We start from the raw sequence: 25299 nt of genomic DNA, 5'->3' as shown, positions 1-25299 counted from the left end.
TAAAATATGAACAGTCATTTACGGTTGCGTTTACATTGTTACAAGCGTTTGTTTATATGCTTGGCCATTTTATTATTAAATTTTGCCACTCTTACAGCACAAAATAAGAGCCTATTTTTTGGAACGGTAAAAGATAGCGCCAGCAGGCAGCCATTATCAAGTGTATCGATCTTGATAAAAGGAACAAAACAAGGAACATTTACCGACCAAAACGGAGTTTTTAAATTGGATATTTCATCGGATACTGCCACATTGATTTTCACATACGTAGGATACCAGCCGGTAGAAATATTTTCAAAAAAAGGAAACCCAATAGATATTGTTTTATCTCCTTTAAAAGATTCAACAAGTGATGTTGTGGTAGTAGCTTACGGCAGGCAGAAGAAAGAAAGTATGGTTGCTTCCATTACTACGCTTAATCCAAAAGAGTTAAGAGGAGCTACCAGCAACATGACACAAATGCTTGCCGGTAGAATTGCCGGTATTATTTCATTTCAGCAAAGTGGTGCTCCGGGAGCAGATAATGCATCGTTTTTTGTGCGAGGTGTTGGCTCCTTTGGTGCAGGAAAAGTGGACCCACTAATTCTAATAGATGGAGTAGAATCTACAAATGATGATTTGGCGAGGCTCCAGCCGGATGATATCTCGGGATTTTCAGTCTTAAAAGATGCTGCGGCATCTTCATTATATGGCGCACGGGGCGCCAACGGTGTAATATTGGTAACAACGAAAAATGGTATAGAGGGAAAGACTAAGTTTAATGTAAGGGCGGAAATGCCCGTATCTTCAAATACCAGAAATTTCAAATTTGCAGATAATGTTACATATATGAACCTGGCAAATGAAGCTGTATTAACCAGAGACCCATTGGGCAATTTGCCATATAGCCAGGACAAAATCGATCATACCGCAGCTGGCGATGACCCTATAAAATATCCGAATAACAACTGGATAAACCAGTTGATTAAAGATTATACGGTAAATCAAAAACTTAATATTAATGCGAGCGGAGGTGGAAAGGTTGCACAGTATTATTTATCAGGAACATATAATGTGGATAATGGCGTTTTGAAACAATTGTCAGGTAGTGATTTTAATAATAATATCAGATTCGGGAACTACAATGTTCGTTCCAACGTAACTATAAATGCAACTCCCACAACTAAAATTACTGTAAGAACCTATGCCCAATTTGACCAATATACAGGACCGAGAGGTTATGTAGATGGAAATAATAACTATGTAAATGGTGGACAAGCAGTATTTAATAGCGCTATGTGGTCGAATCCTGTAATGTTTCCGGCTTACTATCCGGGTAGTTATGCACCGGATATTACACATCCGTTATTTGGTAATGCATTTATCCCAAATACTACTTCATTGTATAGCAATCCATTTGCTAATATGGTATCCGGATATGATAGATACACTGCTTCTACTATCAATGTTCAGTTAGAATTTAATCAAAATTTGAAATTTATCACAGAGGGCTTATCCACAAACTTTATGGCTTATACACAGCGTTATAATTATTTTATTCTCACAAGAAATTACAATCCGTTTTACTATACATTATCTCCGGATGCCAATGGAAACCTGAATGTATTGACATTGTTAAATCCGGGGCAGGGTACAGAATATTTAAACTATTCTGAAGGACCTAAAATTGTACAATCAACTACTTATGCGCAATGGGCGGTTAATTACAACCGAACGTTTAACAAAAAGCACGCTGTAACAGGAATGTTAATAGGGATTCTGCAAAACAGGTTAACGGGCAATGCAGGAGATTTACAGTCATCATTACCTGCGAGGAACCTCGGCGTATCGGGCAGGTTTACTTATGCCTATGACGACCGTTACCTTACCGAGTTTGATTTTGGGTATAACGGTTCTGAGAAATTTGCAGATAATCATCGTTTTGGCTTCTTTCCTTCAATAGGTGCCGGATGGAGAATTTCCAATGAAAGTTTTTTTAAGTCTCTGAAAAAAATTGTTACTAATTTAAAATTGAGGGCAACCTACGGTTTAGTGGGTAACGACCAGATTGGGCGTAACCAGGATAGATTTTTCTACTTATCTAACGTAAACGCAAACGATGACGGACGAGGATATCATTGGGGCTTAGACCAAAGCCACTATGTCTCCGGATATTCAATATCCAGATATGCTAATAATAACATTACCTGGGAAAAGTCTAAAACGCTCAACTATGGATTTGACCTTACATTCATCAACAAGATAAATGTTACGGTTGATGCATATCATTCTTTGAGGTACGATATCTTAATGCAGAGAACAACAATTCCGTCAACTACGGGGTTGGAAGCGCCTGCATTTGCAAACGTAGGAAAAGCTACAAGTGATGGAGTAGATATTGCGGTAGATTTTAACCAAAACTTTTCAAACGATATGTGGATTCAAGCCCGCGCAAACATGACTTATGCAACTAATAAATACAAGAAATACGAAGAACCAAATTATCCGGATAACGAAAAATATTTGTCGAAAGTGGGAAATTCAATCAATCAAATCTATGGATTACTGGCAGAGCGACTGTTTGTAGATGATAATGAAGCCCGAAACTCCCCTGTTCAAAGTTTCGGCGGAAATCCGCCTTTAGGGGGAGATATTAAATACAGAGATATAAATGGAGACGGCCAGATAACAAACCTTGATATGATTCCTATTGGCTATCCTACCGTTCCTGAAATTACGTATGGTTTTGGTTTCTCCTTTGGATACAAATCGTTTGATATTAACGCCTTTTTCCAGGGAAATGCACGAACATCATTTCTGATAAATGCCGATAATGTATCTCCTTTCGTTTTAAATGGCGGGTCTCAAAATGGGTTATTGAGTGTTATTGCAAACGACCACTGGTCTGAAAATAATCAGAATTTACATGCCTTTTGGCCAAGGCTTGATGACCAGTTCAACCAGAATAACGACCAGTCTTCAACGTGGTGGCTGGAAAACGGATCCTTTTTAAGATTTAAGACATTGGAAATCGGCTATACATTGCCTAAAAAACTGCTTAATAAATTGCATTTTTCAAATTTTCGCATATATGTTAATGGTCAAAACCTTGGTGTGATTAGCAAATTCAAATTGTGGGACCCTGAAATGGGAGGCAACGGTTTAGGCTATCCTTTGCAGGTACTATACAATCTGGGAATAAACTTTGGTTTTTAATTTTTGATAAGCGTTTAAAATTATATAGAATGAAATTAAAATGGTATTTAACAATTATATTGATAATTACAAGTCTTGCATCTTGTAAAAAATACTTAGATGTTGTCCCTGATAATGTCGCAACACTTAATAATGCATTTACCATGCGCTCAGAAGCCGAAAAGTACTTAGCCACGTGCTATTCTTTTTTAGGCAATGATGGCGACCCTCAATTGAATGTAGCCTATCTTGGTGGAGATGAGTTGTGGCTCAACTACCCACCGCGTGCTATTAATGCGCACAATTGGGATATAGCGAGAGGTAATCAAAATGTGGTAAGCCCTTACGTTGGAATATGGGGTACAGAGTATGAGGCAATCCGCATTTGCAATACTTTTTTGGAGAATATAGTGGACACCAATAAAGTCAAAGATTTGCAGATTGATGAAAGAACCCGCTGGATAGGGGAAGCTATGTTTTTAAAGGCATACTATCACTTTCTTTTGTTCAGGCAATATGGCCCCATTGCTATTGTAGATAAAAACCTGCCGATAGATGCGCCGCTCGAACAGACTAAAGTTAAACGGCTTCCTGTAGATACTGTAGTGAATTATATAGCGAACCTGATGGATTCTGCTTCGAAGTTGCTGCCATACAGCGTTATCAATCCTTCTACGGATTATGGGCACATCACACGCCCCATCGCATTGGCTATGCGTGCCAAGGTTTTGGTTTACGGAGCCAGTCCGCTGTTTAACGGCAATAATGATTATTCAAATTTTAAAAACAAAGACGGGCAATTGTTAATAAACACTACGTTTGATATAAGTAAGTGGCAAAGGGCAGCCCTTGCAGCAAAAGAAGCAATAGACGCCTGTGAAACAGCCGGAATTTCTCTATACCATTTTATAAATACAACAGGTTACACGCTTTCAGATGCTACTATGACACAAATGAGTATTCGCAATGCCGTATGTGAAAAATGGAACCAGGAGATAATATGGGGAAATTCTAATTCCTCTACATGGCAACTGCAATACTCATCTATGGCACATATAGATCCCAACAATGCCGGTAATTCGAGCATATACGGCGTTTTGGGACCGACCATGGGTATTGTAGAACAATTTTATACAAAAAACGGTGTGCCCATTACCGAAGACAAAACATTGGATTTTTCAAACATTACAGCGTTGAGAACAGCAACGCACGATGAACGCTTTAATCTCATCGAAGGTTATCAGACTGCAAGAATTAATTTTGACAGGGAACCAAGGTTCTATGCCGATTTGGGGTTTGACGGGGGCGTATGGTATATGCAAAACAGTCCCAGCCATACAGATGAAAACACATGGAATTTACAAGACAGATTAGGGCAGTTTGGGGCAGGTGTAGGCGCCACAGTTACAACGTATTATCCTAAGAAAATGGTAAACTGGAAATTTACCTTTAATGCAGATAACAGTAGCCATATCGAAGATTATCCTTTTCCTATGATGCGGCTGGCAGACCTTTATCTGCTTTATGCAGAAGCGCTAAATGAAACGTCAGGTCCTTCTGATGAAGTATATGAATACCTTAACAGGGTTAGGGCACGTGCCGGCTTGCCAACCGTTCAGGAAAGCTGGACTAATTATTCCAATAATCCTGCTGAATATACTACCAAAGAAGGTTTGAGAACAATTATAAGAGAAGAAAGAGCAAATGAAATGGCATTTGAAGGAAGCCGTTTTTGGGATTTAAGAAGGTGGAAATTGGCTGCTCAGGTATTGAACGAGAACATTATAGGTTGGGACGCATCCGGTACTGCGGAACATCCTGAGCTGTTTTATAAATTAACCACTTATTATACGATGCATTTTATAGCTCCCAGGGATTATTTGTGGCCTTTGTCAGAGTCAGACCTTAATGTAAATGAAAACCTGGTACAAAATCCGGGTTGGTAGCATATCGTTTTATAAAATAATTTAATATAAAATATTAAACAGATGAATAAGTATATACCGATAATTCTAATGTTAGGAACATTAATTATCACGGGCTGTAAAAAAGATGGAGCACCGGGATTGATAGAAGACGGTACAACACCGCCCGGCAAGGTAAGCAATGTTAAAGTTACCAATAAGAATGGGGCAGCATCGATTACTTATACGCCACCGTCAGACCCGGATTTGCTATACATTAAGGCTGTATATTCATTAACCTCCGGAAAAGAGGTAACCGTAAAATCTTCTTACTATTCCAATCAAATTGATGTACAGGGCTTTAATGATACATTGGTGCATGAAGTGAAACTGTACTCGGTCAATAGAAGTGAATTAGCTTCCGATCCGGTAACTGTTGATATACAACCTTTGGTTTCTCCGGTTCAGATTGCTTATAGAAATATGGCTGTTACGGCAACAGCGGGTGGAGTTCATATTACGTCTCTCAACCCTTTACGTTCAGATTTGGTCATAGTGCCATTGGTAGATTCCTTAAACGATGGAAAATGGGAAGGGCTGAATAATATTTATACTGCTGACTCTGCAATTAGTGTAAGTATAAGAGGTATGCCATCGGTAGAGAGAAAATTCGGATTCTACATTCGCGACCGTTGGGCAAACGCAACCGACACTTTATTTGCAACGTTAACGCCTAAGCAGGAAATCTTATTAGACAAATCGAAGTTCTTTGTTTTTCAGTGTGATAATGATTCCAAATTTTCATATCAAACACATCTCGATTTAATGTGGAACAACAATCCCAATTTGCAGCAATGGCCCTGTGTAAATACGGATATAAGTTCAAGCACCCCTGCCGTTATTACCTGGGGACTTGGCGATGAGCCGGTAAAGCTTACACGTTTTACGCTCTATACCCGCCAGCAAAATAATACGGACAATTCTCCTACGTTCTTTGCAGATGGCAGCCCTAAGCTGTTTGAAGTATATGGTTCGAATAACCCGTCGCACAGCGGAGACTGGTCGGAGTGGACTAAGATTCTTACTTGCCAGGTAACCAAACCGTCCGGCTTGCCTTTGGGACAAGGCACTAATGCCGATTATCTGGCAGGTCTTGCAGGCTTTTCCTTCGATTTTGACGAGGATACGCCGCCATACAGGTATCTGCGTATCAAAAATCTGCAAAACTGGATGGGTACCTATTTCATTGTAATTGAGCAAATAAATATGTGGGGAACGAATGATTGATTGAGAAAATCAGGAGCAACAATTACGGAACATTGTAAAAACAAAATAGCAAGTAGATGAAATGCTCATAAATATTCTCTATACCTATAGGAATGATTAATTATTTAAAAGCATTCCATATGGCAAATAAAAATTAATAAAAATAAACGCATGAGACACTATTTTTCAATTCGCACAACATTATATATTCTTTTTTGTTCTGTTTTTATGTATTCGTGCAGTAAAATGGACGATTATAAAAAATATGAAAATAACGGAGAAATTGTTTATCCTGGAATTTTTGATTCTTTGCAGGTAATTCCGGGCAAAAACCGAGCTTTGATTACAGGCGTTTTACTATCCGACCCTAAAGTGACAAAATACAGAATATTTTGGAACGGAGGCTTAGATTCTGTGGAAGCACCTTTGGTAAGAACAGGAGGAATAGATACAATGAAGCAAATTGTAGATAATCTGCCGGAAGGCCCTATAACCTTTGAAATCAGGACGTATGATAAGGATGATAATAAGTCTGTCCCAATGAATGTAACGGGGATCATTTATGGCGACGCGTTTCAAACATCAATCAATCAACGAGGAAATCGGGCAATTTTACAATCATCATTAACACTCGATGGCGCAATACAATTGACTTGGGCTGATGTGGAAAGTTATGTGGGGGTTGTGGGTATGCATATCCAATATTATGATGTAAACGATGTTTTGAAGGATACGGTTGTTCCTGTACAGCTGCAAGACCAAACTACTGATTTACCGGATGCAAATATTAGCAAGCCGGTTACTTACAATACGCTTTTCATCCCTGATGCCATAGGTATTGACACGCTCACGGTTAATTCCGCATCTGCACCCATGGTTTCAGAAGTATCGTTGTTGAATAACATTCATCCTGTTAAAGTATCTGAAAGCGATGGCAACAGATGGGCAAATCTTTTGGATTGGATTTCCAATGATGCAATCAAAAGCCATAACGGTTATGGCGGTTCCGATATCTCGGGTGGTTCTGATTATAAAATCTTTTTTGAAGCAGGATATGGTGCGCCGGAAATTGCAAATGGCAAAATATATCAGATTGCTAAACTGCCGCCGGGTAAATATACATTTGATGGTTCTATTGATTGGTGGAACAATGGAGGGCAAAACTATACTTATCTTGTTGTCGCTCCCGGTGCTGACGGCTTACCTGATACAGACAATTTAAGCACTGCAATTGGCTATCAGTTGGTCAATAACGGTTCGGATGTGCAGGTGTCTTTTGAACTTACACAGCAAACTACTATATCATTAGGCTGTGTGGTAAACTTGGGAACCAGCGGCAATTCAATGCGCTTTAATAGTTTGAGGCTATACATAAACCAATAAAATTTCTAAATCTAACCAATACAAATAATGGCTAAAGTTTCATTGAGCGTTTTAAAGTTTTTATTCTTTTTTATTACAAGCAGTAGCCTTTCTTATGTAAAGGCGCAATCCGTTTATTCTTTAGACAGTTCTTCTGATATTATTTGGAAAGTATGTCCCCAATCAGATGTGCATGATAGCACGCAACTCTTTTCTGATGGATACAATACTTCCGAGTGGGTAAAAGGAGTAGTGCCGGGTACTGTTTTCAACGCTTATGTTGTTGCTGGAAAAGAGGAAGACCCCAATTTCGGGGATAATATTTATCGGGTTGACAAATCAAAATATGACAGGAACTTTTGGTATAGAACAGAATTTGAAGTGCCGGGAAGTTTTACCAAAGAAAAAATATGGTTGAATTTTGAAGGAGTTAATCGAAAAGGAGAAATATTTTTGAATGGGAGGCGTATAGGAGAATTAAGCGGTATCGTGCAACGTGGAAAATTCGATATTACTGCTTTGGTAAAACGTGATAGGAAAAATATTCTTGCTGTTTTAATTTCCATTCCCGAAAAGCCGCTGAACAATTATGGAAGCCCTACCTATTTGTCAAGTGCAGGGTGGGATTGGATGCCTTATGTTCCCGGATTGAATTCCGGTATTACCGATGACGTTTATTTGAGTAATACAGGGAGCATAACGTTGGAAGACCCTTGGATAAAAACAGCGCTGCCTACAAATGCAAGAGCTGATTTGTCAGTTCAGTTTAATGTGCATAACAGTGCTTCAGAAAACCGAGAAGCCATTATTGAAGGAGTTATCCAACCCGGAGATATACATTTTTCTAAGAAAATAAATATAGAAGCGGGAAGAAGTAATGAGTTTGTTTTGGATAAAAGCCAGTTCCCACAGTTATCAATTAATCAACCGAAATTGTGGTGGCCCAATGGTTACGGAAAGCCGAATTTATACACATGTGAATTTGTAATAAAGTCAAATAATGAAGTTTCCGATTCACAAAAGGTAACCTTTGGAATAAAAAGATATTCCTATGATACTGTTGGTGGAGTGCTTCATGTTTCTGTTAATGGTAAGAAAGTTTTTATTAAAGGAGGAGACTGGGGAATGTCAGAATATATGTTGAGATGCAGAGGTAAAGAGTATGATACTAAAGTGAGGCTGCATAAGGAAATGAATTTTAATATGATTCGCAACTGGCTTGGTTCCACAACGGACGAGGAGTTTTATGAAGCTTGTGATAAATACGGGATTATGGTGTGGGACGATTTCTGGCTGAATGCCAATCCTAATTTGCCTTCGGATATTCATGTATTTAATGCGAATGTTATAGAAAAAATAAAACGGGAACGTAATCATCCTTCTATTGCTATTTGGTGTGGAGATAATGAGGGCTGGCCGGTAGCACCATTAAACAACTGGATTCGCGAAGATATTGCTGTGTACGATGGGGGCAGCAGGCATTATCAGCCCAATTCACATGCAGAAAACCTTACGGGGAGCGGCGTTTGGGGTAATCAAGATCCTAAGTGGTACTTCACACCTTATCCGCTTGGTTTTGGAGGAAGTACGGGTTGGGGCTTGAGAACCGAAATAGGTACGGCTGTATTTCCCAATTTTGAAAGTTTCAAAAAGTTTATGCCAAAGGACAAATGGTGGCCTCGTAATGAAATGTGGAATCAACATTTCTTTGGGCAAAATGCTTTTAATGCTACACCTGACAACTACGACAAATTTATAACGGAAAGATATGGTGTTCCCTCAGGAATCGAAGATTATTGTCGGAAAGCACAATTGCTGAATATTGAGACTAATAAAGCGATGTATGAAGGCTGGGAAGACCATATGTGGGAAGATGCATCCGGTGTAATGACATGGATGAGTCAATCGGCGTACCCTTCAATGGTTTGGCAAACATATGATTATTATTACGACCTTACAGGTGCATACTGGGGCGTTAAAGAGGCGTGCAAACCTTTGCATATACAATGGAATCCATTAACGAATGAAGTGAAAATTATAAATACAACAGGACGAGATGCAGATAGACTGACTGCGGAAATAAAAGTTTACAATCCTGATGGAAAAGAAGTAAAAAAGTTTAGTTCGCGAGTAAATGTTTTTTCTCCTGCGAACACGGCAGTTTCTTGCTTTACAATTCCTTTTTATGCCGAACAAAGGAATGTGGCATTGGGTAAACCGACAATAGCATCTTCCACTGATGGAGGTTCTCCGTCAGATGTTACAGACGGGAATCCAGGTAGCCGATGGGCGAGTAAGACAAACGACAACCAATGGATATATATTGATTTGCAACAGCCTCAAAATATAAATAGAGTGGTCTTTAATTGGGAGGATGCTTATGCTAAAAAGTTTAAAGTACAAGTTTCCGATGATGCTCTGAACTGGAAGGATGTGGCCATATCGGAAGGGAAAATAGGATTGCAAACGGTATATTTTAACGATGTAAATGCACGCTATGTGCGAATGTTAGGAATAGAACGAGCCACAGGTTGGGGCTATTCATTATGGAGTTTTGATGTGTACGGAGGTAACGAGCAAAGTGAAGGATTGGCAAATGTTCATTTTATAAAGCTTACTTTAAAAGATAAAGATGGGAAGTCATTAGACGAAAATTTTTATTGGAGAGGTAATAAGAATGGAGACTTTACAATGTTGAATCAAATGGCGAGAGTAAAATTAAAAATAAGCAGCAAGATTGAACGGAGGAAAGACAGCACAGTTATACACGCAATCATTACAAACCCGGTCTCGTCAAAGAGCATTGCTTTTGCCATTCGGATGCAGGTCTTGAACAGCAAAACGGAAGAACAGGTGCTACCTGCTATTTTTAGTGATGATTATTTTTCATTGTTACCCGGAGAGTTAAGACAGGTGGATATCAAAGTTGACAATAAATGTATAAAAGGAATATCGACTGGTATTACCGCTGTTCCTTATAACTCTGCACATTAATAATCAGAAGAACATTCCAATATTTAAAGCTGTTTATAATTATTTTTTAATGAGGATATTGTAGCACTCACTTGTTGTACACAGTAAGATGAACAAGAGGTAAAACCTTTTATAGATAATGACATACGATTACAGAAAATGACAATCTTATTATCTTCTGCAAAAGATGCAAGTTGATAAGGTTAATTATAGAACTATTTCGTATTTTGTTTATCAAGGTTATAAATTTAAAAAACTATTACTTGGATGTTATATTGATTGGTAATAGAAATGCGTACTAAATAGGCTAACCAAAGTGGAACTATCCAGTCATATAATCAGTTTTACCCGATTCCGCTTACAGAAATGCTACAAAATCCGGATATACCACAGAGCGACCAAAATAAGGGATATAATAATTAACTGCTTATTATTTTCATGCTAACCGAATATTATAAATATTTAATTGCAAAGTATTGATTGTCAATACTTTGCAATTAAATACTTTTTTTGTTAAAAAAACTTTTTGGAAATGTGAAATCATTTAACTTACATTTGTGTGCAGAATAGGATAGTATAGTACAATTAAAATCTCATTGTCTTTTGCATGAAGAATATTTATGACGAAATACGCGCTTTGCAAAATATTCACGGCTTATCGAAGCATGAGCAGTTTGTGGAAGGGATTTTGAACGCGCTGCAAAACAAAAGCTTATTCAAAGGCGACAAATTGCCTTCGGTTAATGAATTTATTCAGGAGTTGGGTTTTGCGAGAGAAACCATCTCCAAAGCATACCGGGATTTGATAAAACGCGGCATTGTAGAATCGCGCAACAGGGTCGGTTTTTTTGTAGCACACGAAGATGTATCGCAGCATTTGAAAATAGCTTTGGTGCTTTTTGCTTTCGATACTATTCAGGAAACTTTTTATAAAACGTTCAGAGAAAAACTGGGTAAAGGCATTCATATCGATGTGTATTTTCATCACAATAATATTCAGGTTTTTGAAAGTATTATTTCGAGTGTACGAGGCAAATACGGAATGTATGTGATAGCGCCAATTCCGCATAAAAAAACGGAGTCGATTTTAAAGACCTTGCCGATGGAAAGATTCTTAATGATTGACCGTTACGAGCCAATGAAAGGTGTTTTCTCTTATGTAACGCAGGAGTTTGAAGATGCATCGTACCGCGTGTTTGAGCAATTGTTCCCTAAAATTAAAAAGTATAAAAAGGGTGTTGTTTATTATCACAGACCAAACTCTGATACGCCGGTTGAAATTTTAAATGCAGTCAAAAAATTTGTAAAAAAATATAAAATCAGGCATGAAATTCTTCCCGAGTATATAAGTGGTTCCATTGAAAAAGGTGCAGTTTATTACACCATCAACAATGCGGAACTGTGGATGATGCTGAAAGATGCCCAGGAGAAAAAATTTGTATTTGGAAAAGACATCGGTATTCTTTCACATAACGACGATATAGTAAAAGAAATTATCTGCGGCGGTATTACAACATATTCAACGGACTTTAAACAAATGGCGGAACGTGCCGCAGCATTTGTGCTGGCGAATGAGAAAATTCAGGAAACGATACCGACTGTATTAATCGATAGGAAATCATTATAAAACCATTGAAACATTGACGTTTAGGCTTATAAATCTACGTGCGAATGTTTGTTTAATAAAAGAGAATCGCAACAAATGAAAACGTTGTATAAAATATTTTTAAATCGAAGAAATAACCGAAACATAAACAGACTGTCTCTGGTTACTTTACTACTGTTGATAAGTTTGGTTACATCTTCTTACGGCGCAAAAAAAGACTCATTGCTGACTATTGCTTTCGGCAATCATAATAAAATTGTTTACAATCTCCATGACGGAACTTACAGTGTATTTTTTGACAATAACGCATTCATTAAAAGTGCCGGTATTGAAACCAAAGGTGTAGCCGGAACTAATGTGAATAGTGCTGTTTATCGCTCTTATTCAAAAACAGTTTTTGAAGACAGGCTAGGAAAAGGTAACAAGTATGTTATCATTCGTAATGCTGAACAGGGAAATAAGCTTGAGCAAATTTTCTATGTGTATAAAAACAAAAATTATTTTGTTACGCAATTGATTGTAGAAGGAAGTAAAGCGGCAAGCAATTATATTTCTCCTTTATCCAATGCGCAGATAACCTGGAATAAAACAGGAGATAATCGTGCATTGTTTGTTCCTTTTGACAATGATATGTGGGTGCGCTACAATGCCGAAAAAGTCGATAGCGCACACTTTACGAGCAGCGAAGCAACGGCGATTTATAATAATGAAAATTACAATGGAATTGTGATAGGTTCTCTGGAACACGAAGTGTGGAAGTCTGGCATCAATATTAATTCGGGAAATAATCATTCGCTAAAGCTCACGGCATTCGCCGGTTTCAGCGATGCGACGGTAACGCACGATAAACTGCCACACGGGCTGGTACTTGACAACGATTCAATTAGTGCTTCGCCTAAATTTATGGTCGGCTACTTCGGCGACTGGCGCAAAGGCATGGATATTTACGGAAAAAACAATCGTCTTACGGAACCGCCTGTGATTTTTAACTGGACATCTCCAACGCCCATCGGGTGGAACAGTTGGGGTGTAATGCAGGATAAAATAACGCTGCCCAAAGTAAGGGGCGTGATTGATTTTTTTGCAGATTCATGCAAAGGTTTCCGCACAAGCGATAATTCTTTGTTTATCGATTTGGATGCCTTTTGGGACGGAATGAATCATGGAAATATTGACGGTAATACAGATTCTTTAAAAGCGTTTGTTGCTTACTGTAATGCACATGGCTTCAAGCCCGGTATTTACTGGACGCCGTTTACCGATTGGGGAAAAAGCGATAGGAAAGTAGAGGGAACCAATTATCGTTATCCCGATTGCTGGACAAAAGTGAACGGCGAAGTAATTGATATTGACGGTGGCAGAGCCATAGACCCAACGCACCCTGCAACGAAAGAAAGAATGGTTTATTATATCAAGGCATTTAAGAAGCTCGGCTTTAAAATGATAAAAATCGATTTCCTCGCGCATGGTACATTGGAAGCCGACAGCTATTACGATAAAAATGTTCATACAGGAATGCAGGCGTTTGCAGAAGGTATGGAATATCTGGATAAACAAATCGGTAATTCCATGTTGGTGTATGCAGCCATTTCGCCAAACATGGCAACGGCTCGTTATGTGCACATGAGGCGCATTGCCTGCGATGCTTTCAGAAGAATTGATGAAACGGCATATACATTAAACAGCACTACTTACGGCTTTTGGCTTTCGCGGATGTATAATTTCTCGGACGCAGACCATGTGGTGTTTAGCGATGTAACGGATGGCGAAAACCGTGCACGCCTTGCAGCGGCAGTCGTTACCGGCTCTTTGATTACCGGCGATGATTACTCGGCAGGCGGAAAATGGAGAGCAGCTGCGCAGCAGTTGTTACAGAATAAAGAATTGCTTTCGATTGTACAGTATGACGGAAAATCTTTTCTGCCGCTCGAAGGAAACACAGGTAAAAATGCTTCACGTCTTTTTGTGAAAATTATAGGAAAAGATGCGTATGTGGCAATGTTTAATTATGATGATAAACCTGTAAAAATCAACTTATCCGGCTATTCATTCTTTAAAAATATAAAAAGTAATGCGTATGATGTATTTAACCAAAAGCGACTAACCGGACTGTCTTCACAAGCTGTAGAAATCCCGGCAAAAGATGCCGTTATTTATAAATATAATATCAAATAATTTTAAAAAGCAAGCCATTTATTATAATTAAAACTAATCGTATGTCTGAACTGATTACAAAAAATATATATCGCACAAGCGATACAGACTATGCGGCAAGCCATAGAAAGAGGCGCTTCTGTAAGGAGGCAATTTCTTCTTGTTCGCACAAAAACAATTGTTTGTTATCGAGATCTGCCAAGCCGAATATTTGGATATTCGGTCTGTTTGCCATCATTTTATTTTTAGGTGGAATTAAACAGTCTTCGGCGCAAAGTACTTCGTCCGGACAGCAATTAATAACTGTTACCGGTTCGGTAAAAGATACCACCGGGAAAATATTAAGCGGAGTGAGTATCGTAAATACGTCCAAGAAGGGGAGTGGAACTTTTACTGATGACAATGGTAATTTCATTATTGAAGTTTCAGCCGGTTCGGTATTGCAATTTTCTTTTGTAGGTTTTCAAAGCCAGAATGTTACTGTTTCGGAAGGTATGAAACCTTTGAACATTATACTGCATCCGGCAACCGCTGAAAGTCAGGATGTGGTGGTAACCGCATTTGGAAGAACGGAAAGAAAAGAAGCGGTTGTCGGTTCGGTTACAAGCGTAAATCCGCAGGATTTGCAGATTCCTGCAAGTAACCTTACGACCGCGCTTGCGGGAAGGGTTGCAGGTATGATTGCATTTCAACGCGGCGGACAGCCCGGTTTTGACAATGCTAACTTTTTCATTCGCGGAGTTACAACAAACGGTTATAGCGCAAGCCCGCTGATATTGGTAGATAATATTGAACTAAGTGCAGATGACTTGGCAAGATTGCAAGTAGATGATATTGCGAGCTTTTCCATTTTGAAAGACGCGAGCGCTGCAGCTTTATATGGTGCGCGAGGCGCGAACGGCGTAATATTGATTACTACAAAAGATGGTAAGATAGGAAAAGCTTCAGTAAATATTCGCGTAGAAAATTCTGTATCAAAACCTACAAAGACTATAAAACTGGCTGACCCTGTAACATACATGAAAGATTACAACGAAGCTGTTACTACGAGATTCCCTTCCCAGACTCCGCAGTTTACTCCTAATCAAATATATAATACACAACAAACGTGGGATAATGCACCGGGTAGTAGCCCATATATTTATCCCGCCGTTGATTGGATGAAAACTTTGTTCAAAGACCAGACTGCTACCAGGCGCGCTGACTTTAATGCAAGCGGCGGCAGCCAGTTTGCCAAATATTACATAGCAGGTTCTTATTCGCGGGACAACGGTATTTTACAGGTAAGCCCGATAAACAATTTCAATTCCGGGATGAAGTATGAAAATTACCAGCTAAGAGCCAACGTAAATCTTGCTATCACTTCTACCACAAATGTAGAAGTTAGACTCTGGGGAAATTTTAATGATTATACAGGACCTATTACAAGCAGTTCCGATGGTTTCGCAACTGACTTGTATTCTAAGGCGCTTCATGCAAATCCGGTAGCATTTGCCCCTTCTTATCCGCCGGATAGCGCCAACTTGCTCACACACCATATCCTGTTTGGAAATAATACCAATATCACAGGCGGTCTTTTGGACAATCCTTATGCCGATTTGATGGATGGCTACAAGTCCTTTTCACAATCCAGAATGTCTGCCCAATTTGAGCTGACACAAAAGTTCGATTTCTTTACAAAAGGACTTTCATTTCACGGAATCTTCAGCACGAACAGGTATTCTTATTTTGACCTTACGCGTCAATATAAACCGTTCTATTACAATATAGCAAGCTTTGACCCGCATACCAACGATTATACGTTAGACTGGATAAATAATCAACCTGGGCAGGCACAGGAATTTTTGAGTTATTATCCCGGAACAAAAACGGTTACTACATATCTCTATTTGCAGGGGACATTGGATTACACTAGAAATTTCGGAAAAAATAATGTAAGTGCTACATTAATTGGAACAAGGGAGCAAACCGAAGATGGAGATGCCGGAGATTTGCAAAGCTCTTTACCTAATAGAAACCTCGGCTTTTCGGGCAGAGCGTCCTACTCTTACGACAACCGCTATTTTGTAGAATTTAATTTCGGCTACAATGGTTCTGAAAAATTTGCACCGCAGCATCGTTGGGGCTTTTTCCCGACCATTGGCGCAGGGTGGGTTATTTCCAATGAAAAATTCTGGACAGGCGGTATATCCGATGTTATTACCCGTTTAAAATTGAGAGGCAGTTACGGACTGGTAGGTAATGATAATATCAGCAGCAGAAGATTTTTCTATCTGTCAAATGTATCGCCCGATGGCGGTCCCGGAGCTTCTTTTGGCACATCAAACGGTTTCAGTTTAAATGGGACCACAATTAGTGCATACCCGAATCCTGACATTACATGGGAAAGATCAAAGAAATCCAATCTTGCTATTGAAGCTACCTTCTTTAAAAACCTGAATGTTACCGCAGAAATTTATCACGAATACAGGTACGATATTTTGAATCCGAGAGGTTATATTCCCGTTTCCGTTGGTCTCGAAACTAGTGCTAATGCAAACTTACAGGCAAATATAGGCAAGGTAAAATCTAATGGTCTTGACTTGAATCTTGATTATAAGCAAACCATTTCAAAAGACTTTTGGGCGCAGGCAATGGGTAACTTAACGGTAACATCCAATAAATTGATATACGATGAAGAACCCGATTACAGGTATGCATATCAATATGGCTACGGACTTCCCTTGAATCAGCCTCGCGGTTATATAGCAGAGCGTTTATTTGTGGATGATAAGGAAGCTTTGAACTCGCCTCCGCAGGCATTTGGTGGTTCATTAAAAGTAATGGGTGGCGATATCAAATACCGTGATGTAAACGGCGATGGCGTAATTGACGGCGATGACCAGGTACCGATAGGATTGCCTACAACACCGCAGATTATTTATGGATTTGGGTTTTCCGTAGGATATAAACACTTTGATTTGAGCGCATTTTTCCAAGGGTTAGCAAGAGAATCATTCTTTATTGACCAGAACTCTACTGCGCCTTTCATTAATAATTCGCAATTGTTGCAAGCTTATGCCGATAATCACTGGACAGAAGAAAATCAGAATTTATATGCGTTGTGGCCCCGTTTTTCTTCTGTGGATATTCCAAACAACGACCAAACCAGCACCTGGTGGTTACGCGATGGAAGTTTCCTTAGATTAAAATCAGCGGAGTTTGGATATACGTTGCCGCAAAAATGGACAAAACATGCAGCTATCAAAAATCTGAGAATATACTTCAGCGGATTGAATTTGCTCACGTTCAGCAAATTTAAAATGTGGGACCCGGAACAGGCTGGAAACGGCTTTGGATACCCTATACAGAAAGTGTATAACCTTGGTCTTAATATGAATTTTTAGCTTTAAATTTTTAGTGAAATGAAAAAAATATTAAAATATAGCCTGTTCTTACTGATTCCGGTATTTAACTCATGCAGTAAGTATCTGGATGTTGTTCCAGATGACGTAGCAACGCTGAATAGCTCATTTGCCAATGCAAACGAAACGGAAGCGTATCTGTTTGGTTGTTATAGTTACTTACAACAAATGGGAAATCCATTGGGCAATGCAGGTTTTACAGCTTCGGGAGAAATTATTTTTCCTACTGATTTGCCCAGCAATACAAGCTTAAATGGTGCAGACCTTGATGGATTCAATCTCATGCGTGGATTACAGAATGTACAGAATCCTTTGTATAATTATTGGGACGGATATAATATAAGAAGTGGTGCAGGAACACGTTTATGGGAAGCTATCAGAAAGTGTAATACATTTTTGGATAATGTCAATACGCCGCCCGATTTACATATTGACGATAAGAAACGCTGGATAGCAGAAGCTAAGTTTTTAAAGGCTTACTATCATTATTGGTTAATCAGGATGTACGGTCCGATACCTATTGAAGATAAAGCCATGCCGGTAGATGCTCCCGAAGATTCGGTAAGAGAGTTTCAGTATCCGGTGGATTCATGTTTTAGTTATGTAGTGAATTTGTTAGACCAGGCTATTCCCGATTTGCCGCCTACAATTCAAAATACACTTACCGAGGCAGGAAGAATTTCACAGGTTATTGCACTATCTGTAAAAGCGGAAGTGCTGGCTACGGAAGCAAGCCCATTATTTAACGGTAATCCTGATTATGCAAGTTTCAAAGGTAAGCACGGAGAGAATTTATTTTCCACTTCTGTTGACCCGTCTAAGTGGCAACGTGCAGCAGATGCGTGTAAAGCCGCTATCGATGCGGCACAGGCGCAAGGGTTTCAGTTGTATCAGTTTGTTCAGCAGGGTGGTGTTACACACATGACGGATTCTACTAAAGAATTGCTGACACTGCAAGGTGCTTTTGTCGATAGCTGGAACCCCGAACAAATATGGACAATCAACAACACTTTCGGTTATCAGATATGGGCGGCTCCAAGAGTGAGTGATGCAGCAATTTCGGTGTATGATTTCTTTTCCAACTTCGGTGTACCAATGGCTGAAAGCGAATTATTTTATTCGAAGAACGGTGTACCTATTAATGAAGATAAGACCTTTGACTACGCAGACAGATACAAAGTGGTACAAGGCGATGATGCCAACAGGTTTTATGTAAAAAAAGGTTACAATACCAACGAAGGTAACTTAAACAGGGAACCGAGATATTATGCCGATGTCGCTTTTGACGGCGGCGTATGGTTTGGCTTCGGTAATACCGACGATACCAATCCAAACTATATCAATGCTGTTAATGGTGCTGCTGCGCCGCTTGACCCTATTAGTTATAATCCTACAGGATATTGGGCTAAAAAATTAACGCCATATCAAACAACTGCTACAGGTGGAAGCAACTCTTCCTTTCAGGCACAAAATTATTATTGGCCCTTTATGCGCCTCACGGGTTTGTGGCTGTTATATGCAGAGTGTTTGAACGAAGCAAATGGTCCAAGTCCTGAAGTATATCAATGGATTGATAAAGTTCGTGCGAGAGCCGGATTGCCGGGTGTACAGGAAGCTTGGGCGCAGTATTCCAAAAGCCCAAATAAGCCGAATACAAAAGACGGTTTACGACAGATTATTCATCAGGAAAGAAGAATCGAGCTGGCATTTGAAGGGCAAGCCGGATGGGATTTGCGCAGATGGAAAGAGCTGCAAAGCGTATTAACCAATCCGTTCCAGGGCTGGAACACGCGCTCTAAAGAAAAGACGACTGCTGCATATTATAACATCCAGAATTACTATCAGCCGCAGTTTGGTATTGCAGATTATTTATTCCCGATACAGAAATATGATTTGCTGACGAATCCTAATTTGGTTCAAACACCTTACTGGCAAGGTTATTAACAGAAACATTCATTTTTAAATTGAAAATAATGGCATCGAAAAATTATTTAAGAAAACTGTATCCCCTTGCTTTCATGTTGTTGATAGCAGTACAGTATTCCTGCAAAAAAATGGAAGGATACAATACTGTTGTATCTACCGATAAAACAAAGCCCGGTCCTGTAACCAATGTAAAGATTACTAACCTGAACGGCGAAGCAATCATTACGTATGACTTGCCGGAATCGTCCAATATTTTATATGTTCAGGCAACATATAAAATTAATGATACGGCAAGCAGGCAGTCCAAATCGTCTTATTATTCGGATAGTATTATTGTTAGCGGATTTGCCAAAAGTCAGGATTATGATGTTATTCTCCACGTAGTGTCCCGCGCGGATGTGAAGTCGGATTCGGTAGTGGTAAAAGTGCATCCCGATACGCCGCCGTATTTGCTCACGTATGCTACATTATTCACGCAGCCTACTTTTGGCGGTGTCAATATTAAGGCTGTTAACAAGACAAAGTCTAATATTGGAATCGTTACGCTTTTTCCGAATGCACTTACCAACAGGTATGAGATAATTGACCAGAATTATTCAAATTCCGATTCGGTAAACTACAGTTTGCGCGGTTACGATACTTTGCCGAAACCGTTTGCATTTTATGTAACAGACCAATATGGCAACAGGTCGGATACAGTATTCACAACCATTAAGCCGATATTTGAAGAGTTAATGGATAAATCCAAATTCCAGCAGTACGTATTGGGTACAGATGTACCGAATTATCAAAATGGATATTTTAACCTGCCCAAGCTGTTCGATGGAGATGCTTCTGATAACAGTACTTATGCTACAGAACAACCTCTGACTACCAAAAATCCGCTTAAGCCATTTCTATGGCCCGTGTGGGCAACTTTTGATATGGGGCAAACGGCAAAACTCAGCCGCTATGTTTTAAACTACAGAACGGGTGGCAATAATGAATTTGTATGGACTTCCGGTGCTCCGCAGCAATGGATAATGTGGGGAAGAGCAGATACGCCGCAAGATGAACTGATGCCCACAGACACAACACAGTTACCGCCTGTCGGTGGAATGACTCCCGGCGGTTGGATTAATATGGGCGTATTCGATGGACCGCCAAGACCTGCCGATAATCCATTGACCAATGCAGATATAACTCTTTGGAATGCCGGTTTCAATTTTGATTTATCGTTTGATTTGCCTCCGGTAAGATATATAAGATTTGAATGTTTACATATCATGGGCGGAACAGATAATTATTTCAACATGAATGAAATAACGTTTTACGGAAATACTAATATCCATTAGTGTTAATAAAATAATTGCATCCTTAATAAAATTTTTAAAATGAGAAACAATATAAAAATCTTGACGGCAATATCTTTACTGGTTGTTGTTATGTATGCCTGCTCAAGAAAAGCAACGGATTACGAATCGTTTCTTGACGGAAAAGAAATTACCTATCCTGGTTCTGCGCAAAATGTATCTGTATTGCCGGGCAAGTACAGGCTGATGTTGCAATGGCATCCAAGCCCCGACCCAAGTGTAACTAAGTATGTAGTTTATTGGAATAACTACGCAGATTCAACAATAGTGCAGGCTACAACACACGAACCGAAAGATACTATTGAATGTCTGATTAGTAATTTGCAAGAGTATAGCTACACGTTTTTCATTAATTCTTATGATGATAAAGGAAATAAATCTATAGTCACGGAAGTGGATAATGCGCGAGCTTACGGCAGCATATATCAAAATAGTTTGCAAAACAGACCAATCAACATAGACACGCCTTACATCGTGCAAAGTAACCAGTCCGATGTACTGTTGAATTTTTTGACTCCCGATACAGTTAATATTAATACGGTGGTTACTTATACCAATACTTCAGGAGCAACAGTGAAAGAAAATCTTTCTGCGGATAACGGTGGTGTTTTGCTTACCAACTATAAATTTGGAACGCCTGTTACTTATCAGTCTTCTTATACTCCTAAGAGAGGAGCTATCGATACTTTTACAACATTGCTTCCAGATACCGTTCCTACTATTTTCAAATATGTTGAATGCAGCAAGAGTTTGTTCTCTGCATTAAATCTTCCGTATGATATTCATGATAACAGCTACGGAACGCATATCGAATCTATCTGGGACGGATCTTCAGACATTAAAGGTTATACCGGAGATGTTCATGGCGCTTTTTGTTCTGACGGACAGGTACCTTTGGCAAACCATTTCAGTATTGATTTAGGAGCGACTTATAACAATATTTCACGCATTCAGGAAATTGGAAGAAACTGTTGTAGCAATCCAATCGATTTTGAAGTATGGGGAATTGCAGATACAACAAACGCCGTTTCACAATTAGCAGGCAATGATGCGAATTGGAAAACCGATGTATTAAGCAAAGGCTGGACTTTATTAACGGAAGTTGTGCGTGGAGATGACGGACAGGCGGCAGTTACTGCCAATTTCATAGATAATCCGCCACCTGTTCGTTATATCATGATAAGAGTGCTTAAAACTTCAGACGGCGGTTCCGGTACAAATCTTAGCCAGGTTACGTTCTGGTATAAAGAATAAGAGAAAAGAATTGAATGATAAAAAATATTTCAGTTAGAGACATTCGCTATCCTTTAGGCAAAGGCGCAGGAAGCGATGCCATTCATCGAGACCCGGTTTATTCTTATGCCGTAACGCAGTTAATTGACGACAGTGGCATTGTTGGAACGGGTCTCGCATTTACGCTCGGAGAAGGAAATAACTTGGTTTGCGAGGCGGCAAAGTTTTATGCCGAAAAATTAATCGGGAAAGACATTGAAGAGTTAATGTCCGGTTTCGGTAAAACATTCAATGAGCTTTCCAATGAACAACAATTTCGCTGGCTTGGTCCGCACAAAGGCGTGGTGCATTTGGCTTTGGCATCTGTAACCAATGCGTGTTTTGATTTGTGGGCGAAGAAAAAAGGCGTGCCGCTTTGGAAATTGTTGATTGATTTATCACCCGAAGAAATTATCAATGTTGTTGATTTATCGTATCTCGAAGAAGAACTGACGAAAGAACAAGCATTGTCTTTATTGCAAGAAAATTTGAGCGGAAAAAATGAACGCACAAAAATTTTAGACAAAGGTTATCCGGGTTACGATACATCAATAGGTTGGTTCAATTATTCAGATGAACAGGTAAAAGAAAATGTACGCAAATCAGTTGCAGAAGGCTTTTTGGCGATGAAACTGAAAGTTGGTTCACATAATGAACAGGATGATATTCGTCGTGCGAATATTGTACGGGAAGCTGCGGGCGATAGAGCCAAAGTAATGCTCGATGCCAATCAGCAATGGACTTTGCCGCGCGCAATAAAAATTTGTAAAGAACTTGCTGCTATCAATCCATATTGGATTGAAGAGCCTACGCATCCCGACGATGTATTGGCGCACAAAGTTTTATCGGAAGAAATCAATCCTGTAAAACTGGCGCTTGGCGAGCATGTGCCGAACAGAATTATTTTTAAGAATTATCTGCAAACAAAATGCGCAGGTTTCATTCAGGTAGATGCTCTGCGAGTTGGCGGTGTGAGCGAGTTTATAAGCGTGAGTTTATTATGCAGAAAATATAATGTTCCTGTTGTTCCGCACGTGGGAGACATGGGACAATTGCATCAGCATTTGGTTTTGTTCAATCATATTTCATTGGGACATGAAGCATTGTTTCTGGAGCATATTCCGCATTTGCAACAGCACTTTGTTCATCCCGTTCAGATAAAGAACGGGTTGTATCAAACGCCGCAAAACGTTGGAAGCAGTTGTGATTTGAAGGGAATATAATCAGCTAATCTCGTTATCTTTTTATGATAAAAACTATCGACATTATTATCAGTGTTGCATATATCCTTGGCATTCTTGCTTTGGGATTGTGGGCTGGTATTAGTCATCGTAAAAAGAATAAAGGGAATGCCGCAAACGAATATTTTTTAGCAGGAAAAAGTTTGAAATGGGGTTCAATCGGTTTGGCATTATTTGCAACAAATATTTCCACCGTTCATCTTGTAAGCCTTGCGCAGAGTGGGTTTGATACAGGTTTGCTCAACGGGAATTTTGAGTGGATGGCGGCGTTCACGCTCATTTTACTGGCTTTGTTTTTCGCACCGTTCTATATAAAATCCGGTGTTGCAACGCTGCCCGATTTTCTGGAAAAAAGATATAACAGAGAATGCAGGGATTGGCTCGTAATTATATCTATTATATCCGCAATTGTTATTCATATCGCATTTTCTATGTTGGCGGGCGGCATTGTTTTAAAAACATTGTTCGGTATTAATATGTACACAAGCGTGATTGTCATCACATTGATTACTGCTGTTTACACAATCATCGGCGGATTGAAAGCTGTTGTTGTTACCGAGTCTGTACAAACCGTTGTGCTGATTACCGGAGCGATTGTTATTACCATTGCTGCATTTCAAAAAATGGGCGGATGGCAACCGATGGTAAATGTGTTGCATCACACAGGCAATATGAATAAACTATCCATGCTGCGACCGCACGGAGATAAAGACGGAATGCCTTGGTACGCGGTGTTTCTCGGCTATCCTGTTTTGGGAATCTGGTATTGGTGCGCCGACCAAACTATTGTACAACGAGTGCTTGGCGCTAAAGATGAAAACAATGCGCGGGTGGGTCCTTTGTTTTGCGGATTTATCAAAATATTGCCTGTGTTTATTTTTGTGTTGCCGGGCTTGTTGGCTTATACATTGGCTCAATCAGGATTGTTAAACATAAGCTCTTTGCAAACAACTGATGCGGCAGGAAAAATAATGGTACAAAGCAAAGGCATTTATACATTGATGATTACGCAACTCTTGCCGAGCGGCTTAATCGGGATTTTGATTGCCGCTTTATTATCGGGACTCATGAGCCAAATTTCTGGTGCGTTGAATTCAATTTCAACAATGCTGAGCTACGATATTTACAAGCGTTACAAACCAGAGTCGAGTGATAAAAAATTAGTTCGCGTAGGAAAAATATCTGCGGGTATTTCTCTTTGCATATCATTGCTGTTATTGCCTTTGCTGAATAAATACGAAAGTATTTTCAATGGGCTGAACGACATTATCGCACACATTGCGCCGCCGATTACCTGTGTGTTTTTATTAGGAATTTTTTGGAAAGGCGCATCGGCACAATCTGCGAAACTCACGCTGTGGCTGGGTTCTGCGTTGGGCGCCGTTGTCTTTGCAATTAATAAAATTTATTCAAACACGGCTGTCGCACACATTCCTTTTATGATGATAGCGTTTTATTTGTTTTGCATTTGCGTTGTAATGCAAATCATTTTTTCTTATGTATATCCTGTCGTTCATACAAAAGAAAGTGGAACGTTGTATTGGAAAAATCCATTAGAGCCTTTGCGAAGTAAGGGATGGAGCGGAATCGGAAACTATAAAACATTATCGGCGTTGCTTTTGCTGGTAATGATTTTTTTATTTTGGAAATTCAGGTAAGAAGATT

The 25299-nt window shown here is 39.4% G+C and carries 13 protein-coding genes; all 13 read left to right on the top strand.

Annotated elements, in window-relative coordinates:
* Window positions 1-6: 6 nt before the first annotated feature.
* The gene (locus A9P82_RS02875) at window positions 7-3195 is read left to right on the top strand and encodes a SusC/RagA family TonB-linked outer membrane protein (protein WP_082915193.1); all 3189 of its coding nucleotides are present in this window, start codon (window positions 7-9) and stop codon (window positions 3193-3195) included.
* Between the two features lie 29 nt (window positions 3196-3224).
* On the top strand, window positions 3225-5120 hold the full coding sequence (locus A9P82_RS02870; RefSeq protein ID WP_066204024.1) for a RagB/SusD family nutrient uptake outer membrane protein: 1896 nt from the start codon (window positions 3225-3227) through the stop codon (window positions 5118-5120).
* A gap of 42 nt (window positions 5121-5162) precedes the next feature.
* Window positions 5163-6365: a DUF4959 domain-containing protein gene (locus tag A9P82_RS02865; RefSeq protein ID WP_066204022.1), complete on the top strand. Its 1203-nt coding sequence runs from the start codon at window positions 5163-5165 to the stop codon at window positions 6363-6365.
* Between the two features lie 225 nt (window positions 6366-6590).
* Window positions 6591-7727, top strand: a complete 1137-nt coding sequence (locus tag A9P82_RS02860; RefSeq protein ID WP_066204020.1) for a DUF4998 domain-containing protein — start codon at window positions 6591-6593, stop codon at window positions 7725-7727.
* 27 nt (window positions 7728-7754) lie between these two features.
* A complete protein-coding gene (locus tag A9P82_RS02855) occupies window positions 7755-10700 on the top strand; it encodes a discoidin domain-containing protein (RefSeq protein WP_066204018.1) in 2946 nt (981 codons plus the stop codon).
* A gap of 586 nt (window positions 10701-11286) precedes the next feature.
* Entirely contained in the window at window positions 11287-12306 is a 1020-nt protein-coding gene (locus tag A9P82_RS02850; RefSeq protein WP_066204016.1) for a GntR family transcriptional regulator, read from the top strand.
* A 75-nt stretch (window positions 12307-12381) separates the two neighbouring features.
* Window positions 12382-14460, top strand: coding sequence for an alpha-amylase family protein (locus tag A9P82_RS02845; protein ID WP_066204013.1), 2079 nt, complete (start codon window positions 12382-12384; stop codon window positions 14458-14460).
* 161 nt (window positions 14461-14621) lie between these two features.
* Window positions 14622-17825 carry a SusC/RagA family TonB-linked outer membrane protein gene (locus A9P82_RS02840; RefSeq protein WP_231891193.1) on the top strand — a complete coding sequence of 1068 codons (3204 nt, stop codon included), beginning with the start codon at window positions 14622-14624 and terminating at the stop codon, window positions 17823-17825.
* An 18-nt stretch (window positions 17826-17843) separates the two neighbouring features.
* Window positions 17844-19787, top strand: a complete 1944-nt coding sequence (locus A9P82_RS02835; RefSeq protein ID WP_066204011.1) for a RagB/SusD family nutrient uptake outer membrane protein — start codon at window positions 17844-17846, stop codon at window positions 19785-19787.
* A 29-nt stretch (window positions 19788-19816) separates the two neighbouring features.
* Window positions 19817-21103, top strand: a complete 1287-nt coding sequence (locus A9P82_RS02830) for a DUF4959 domain-containing protein (protein ID WP_066204010.1) — start codon at window positions 19817-19819, stop codon at window positions 21101-21103.
* A 39-nt stretch (window positions 21104-21142) separates the two neighbouring features.
* Window positions 21143-22375 carry a DUF4998 domain-containing protein gene (locus tag A9P82_RS02825; protein WP_066204008.1) on the top strand — a complete coding sequence of 411 codons (1233 nt, stop codon included), beginning with the start codon at window positions 21143-21145 and terminating at the stop codon, window positions 22373-22375.
* Window positions 22376-22389: 14 nt separating this feature from the next.
* Entirely contained in the window at window positions 22390-23616 is a 1227-nt protein-coding gene (locus tag A9P82_RS02820; RefSeq protein WP_066204007.1) for an enolase C-terminal domain-like protein, read from the top strand.
* Between the two features lie 23 nt (window positions 23617-23639).
* Window positions 23640-25292 (top strand): sodium:solute symporter, encoded by a 1653-nt coding sequence (locus tag A9P82_RS02815; protein ID WP_066204006.1) that lies wholly within the window; start codon window positions 23640-23642, stop codon window positions 25290-25292.
* Window positions 25293-25299: the final 7 nt, after the last annotated feature.

Source organism: Arachidicoccus sp. BS20, assembly GCF_001659705.1.
Classification (GTDB): Bacteria; Bacteroidota; Bacteroidia; order Chitinophagales; family Chitinophagaceae; genus Arachidicoccus.
Note: the sequence above shows the minus strand (reverse complement) of the source record. Positions and strands in the feature narration are given on the sequence as shown.

Coding starts and splice junctions, on each gene's coding strand:
- A9P82_RS02875 (WP_082915193.1), top strand. CDS start 7: ATGAACAGTCATTTACGGTTGCGTTTACATTGTTACAAGCGTTTGTTT.
- A9P82_RS02870 (WP_066204024.1), top strand. CDS start 3,225: ATGAAATTAAAATGGTATTTAACAATTATATTGATAATTACAAGTCTT.
- A9P82_RS02865 (WP_066204022.1), top strand. CDS start 5,163: ATGAATAAGTATATACCGATAATTCTAATGTTAGGAACATTAATTATC.
- A9P82_RS02860 (WP_066204020.1), top strand. CDS start 6,591: ATGGACGATTATAAAAAATATGAAAATAACGGAGAAATTGTTTATCCT.
- A9P82_RS02855 (WP_066204018.1), top strand. CDS start 7,755: ATGGCTAAAGTTTCATTGAGCGTTTTAAAGTTTTTATTCTTTTTTATT.
- A9P82_RS02850 (WP_066204016.1), top strand. CDS start 11,287: ATGAAGAATATTTATGACGAAATACGCGCTTTGCAAAATATTCACGGC.
- A9P82_RS02845 (WP_066204013.1), top strand. CDS start 12,382: ATGAAAACGTTGTATAAAATATTTTTAAATCGAAGAAATAACCGAAAC.
- A9P82_RS02835 (WP_066204011.1), top strand. CDS start 17,844: ATGAAAAAAATATTAAAATATAGCCTGTTCTTACTGATTCCGGTATTT.
- A9P82_RS02830 (WP_066204010.1), top strand. CDS start 19,817: ATGGCATCGAAAAATTATTTAAGAAAACTGTATCCCCTTGCTTTCATG.
- A9P82_RS02825 (WP_066204008.1), top strand. CDS start 21,143: ATGAGAAACAATATAAAAATCTTGACGGCAATATCTTTACTGGTTGTT.
- A9P82_RS02820 (WP_066204007.1), top strand. CDS start 22,390: ATGATAAAAAATATTTCAGTTAGAGACATTCGCTATCCTTTAGGCAAA.
- A9P82_RS02815 (WP_066204006.1), top strand. CDS start 23,640: ATGATAAAAACTATCGACATTATTATCAGTGTTGCATATATCCTTGGC.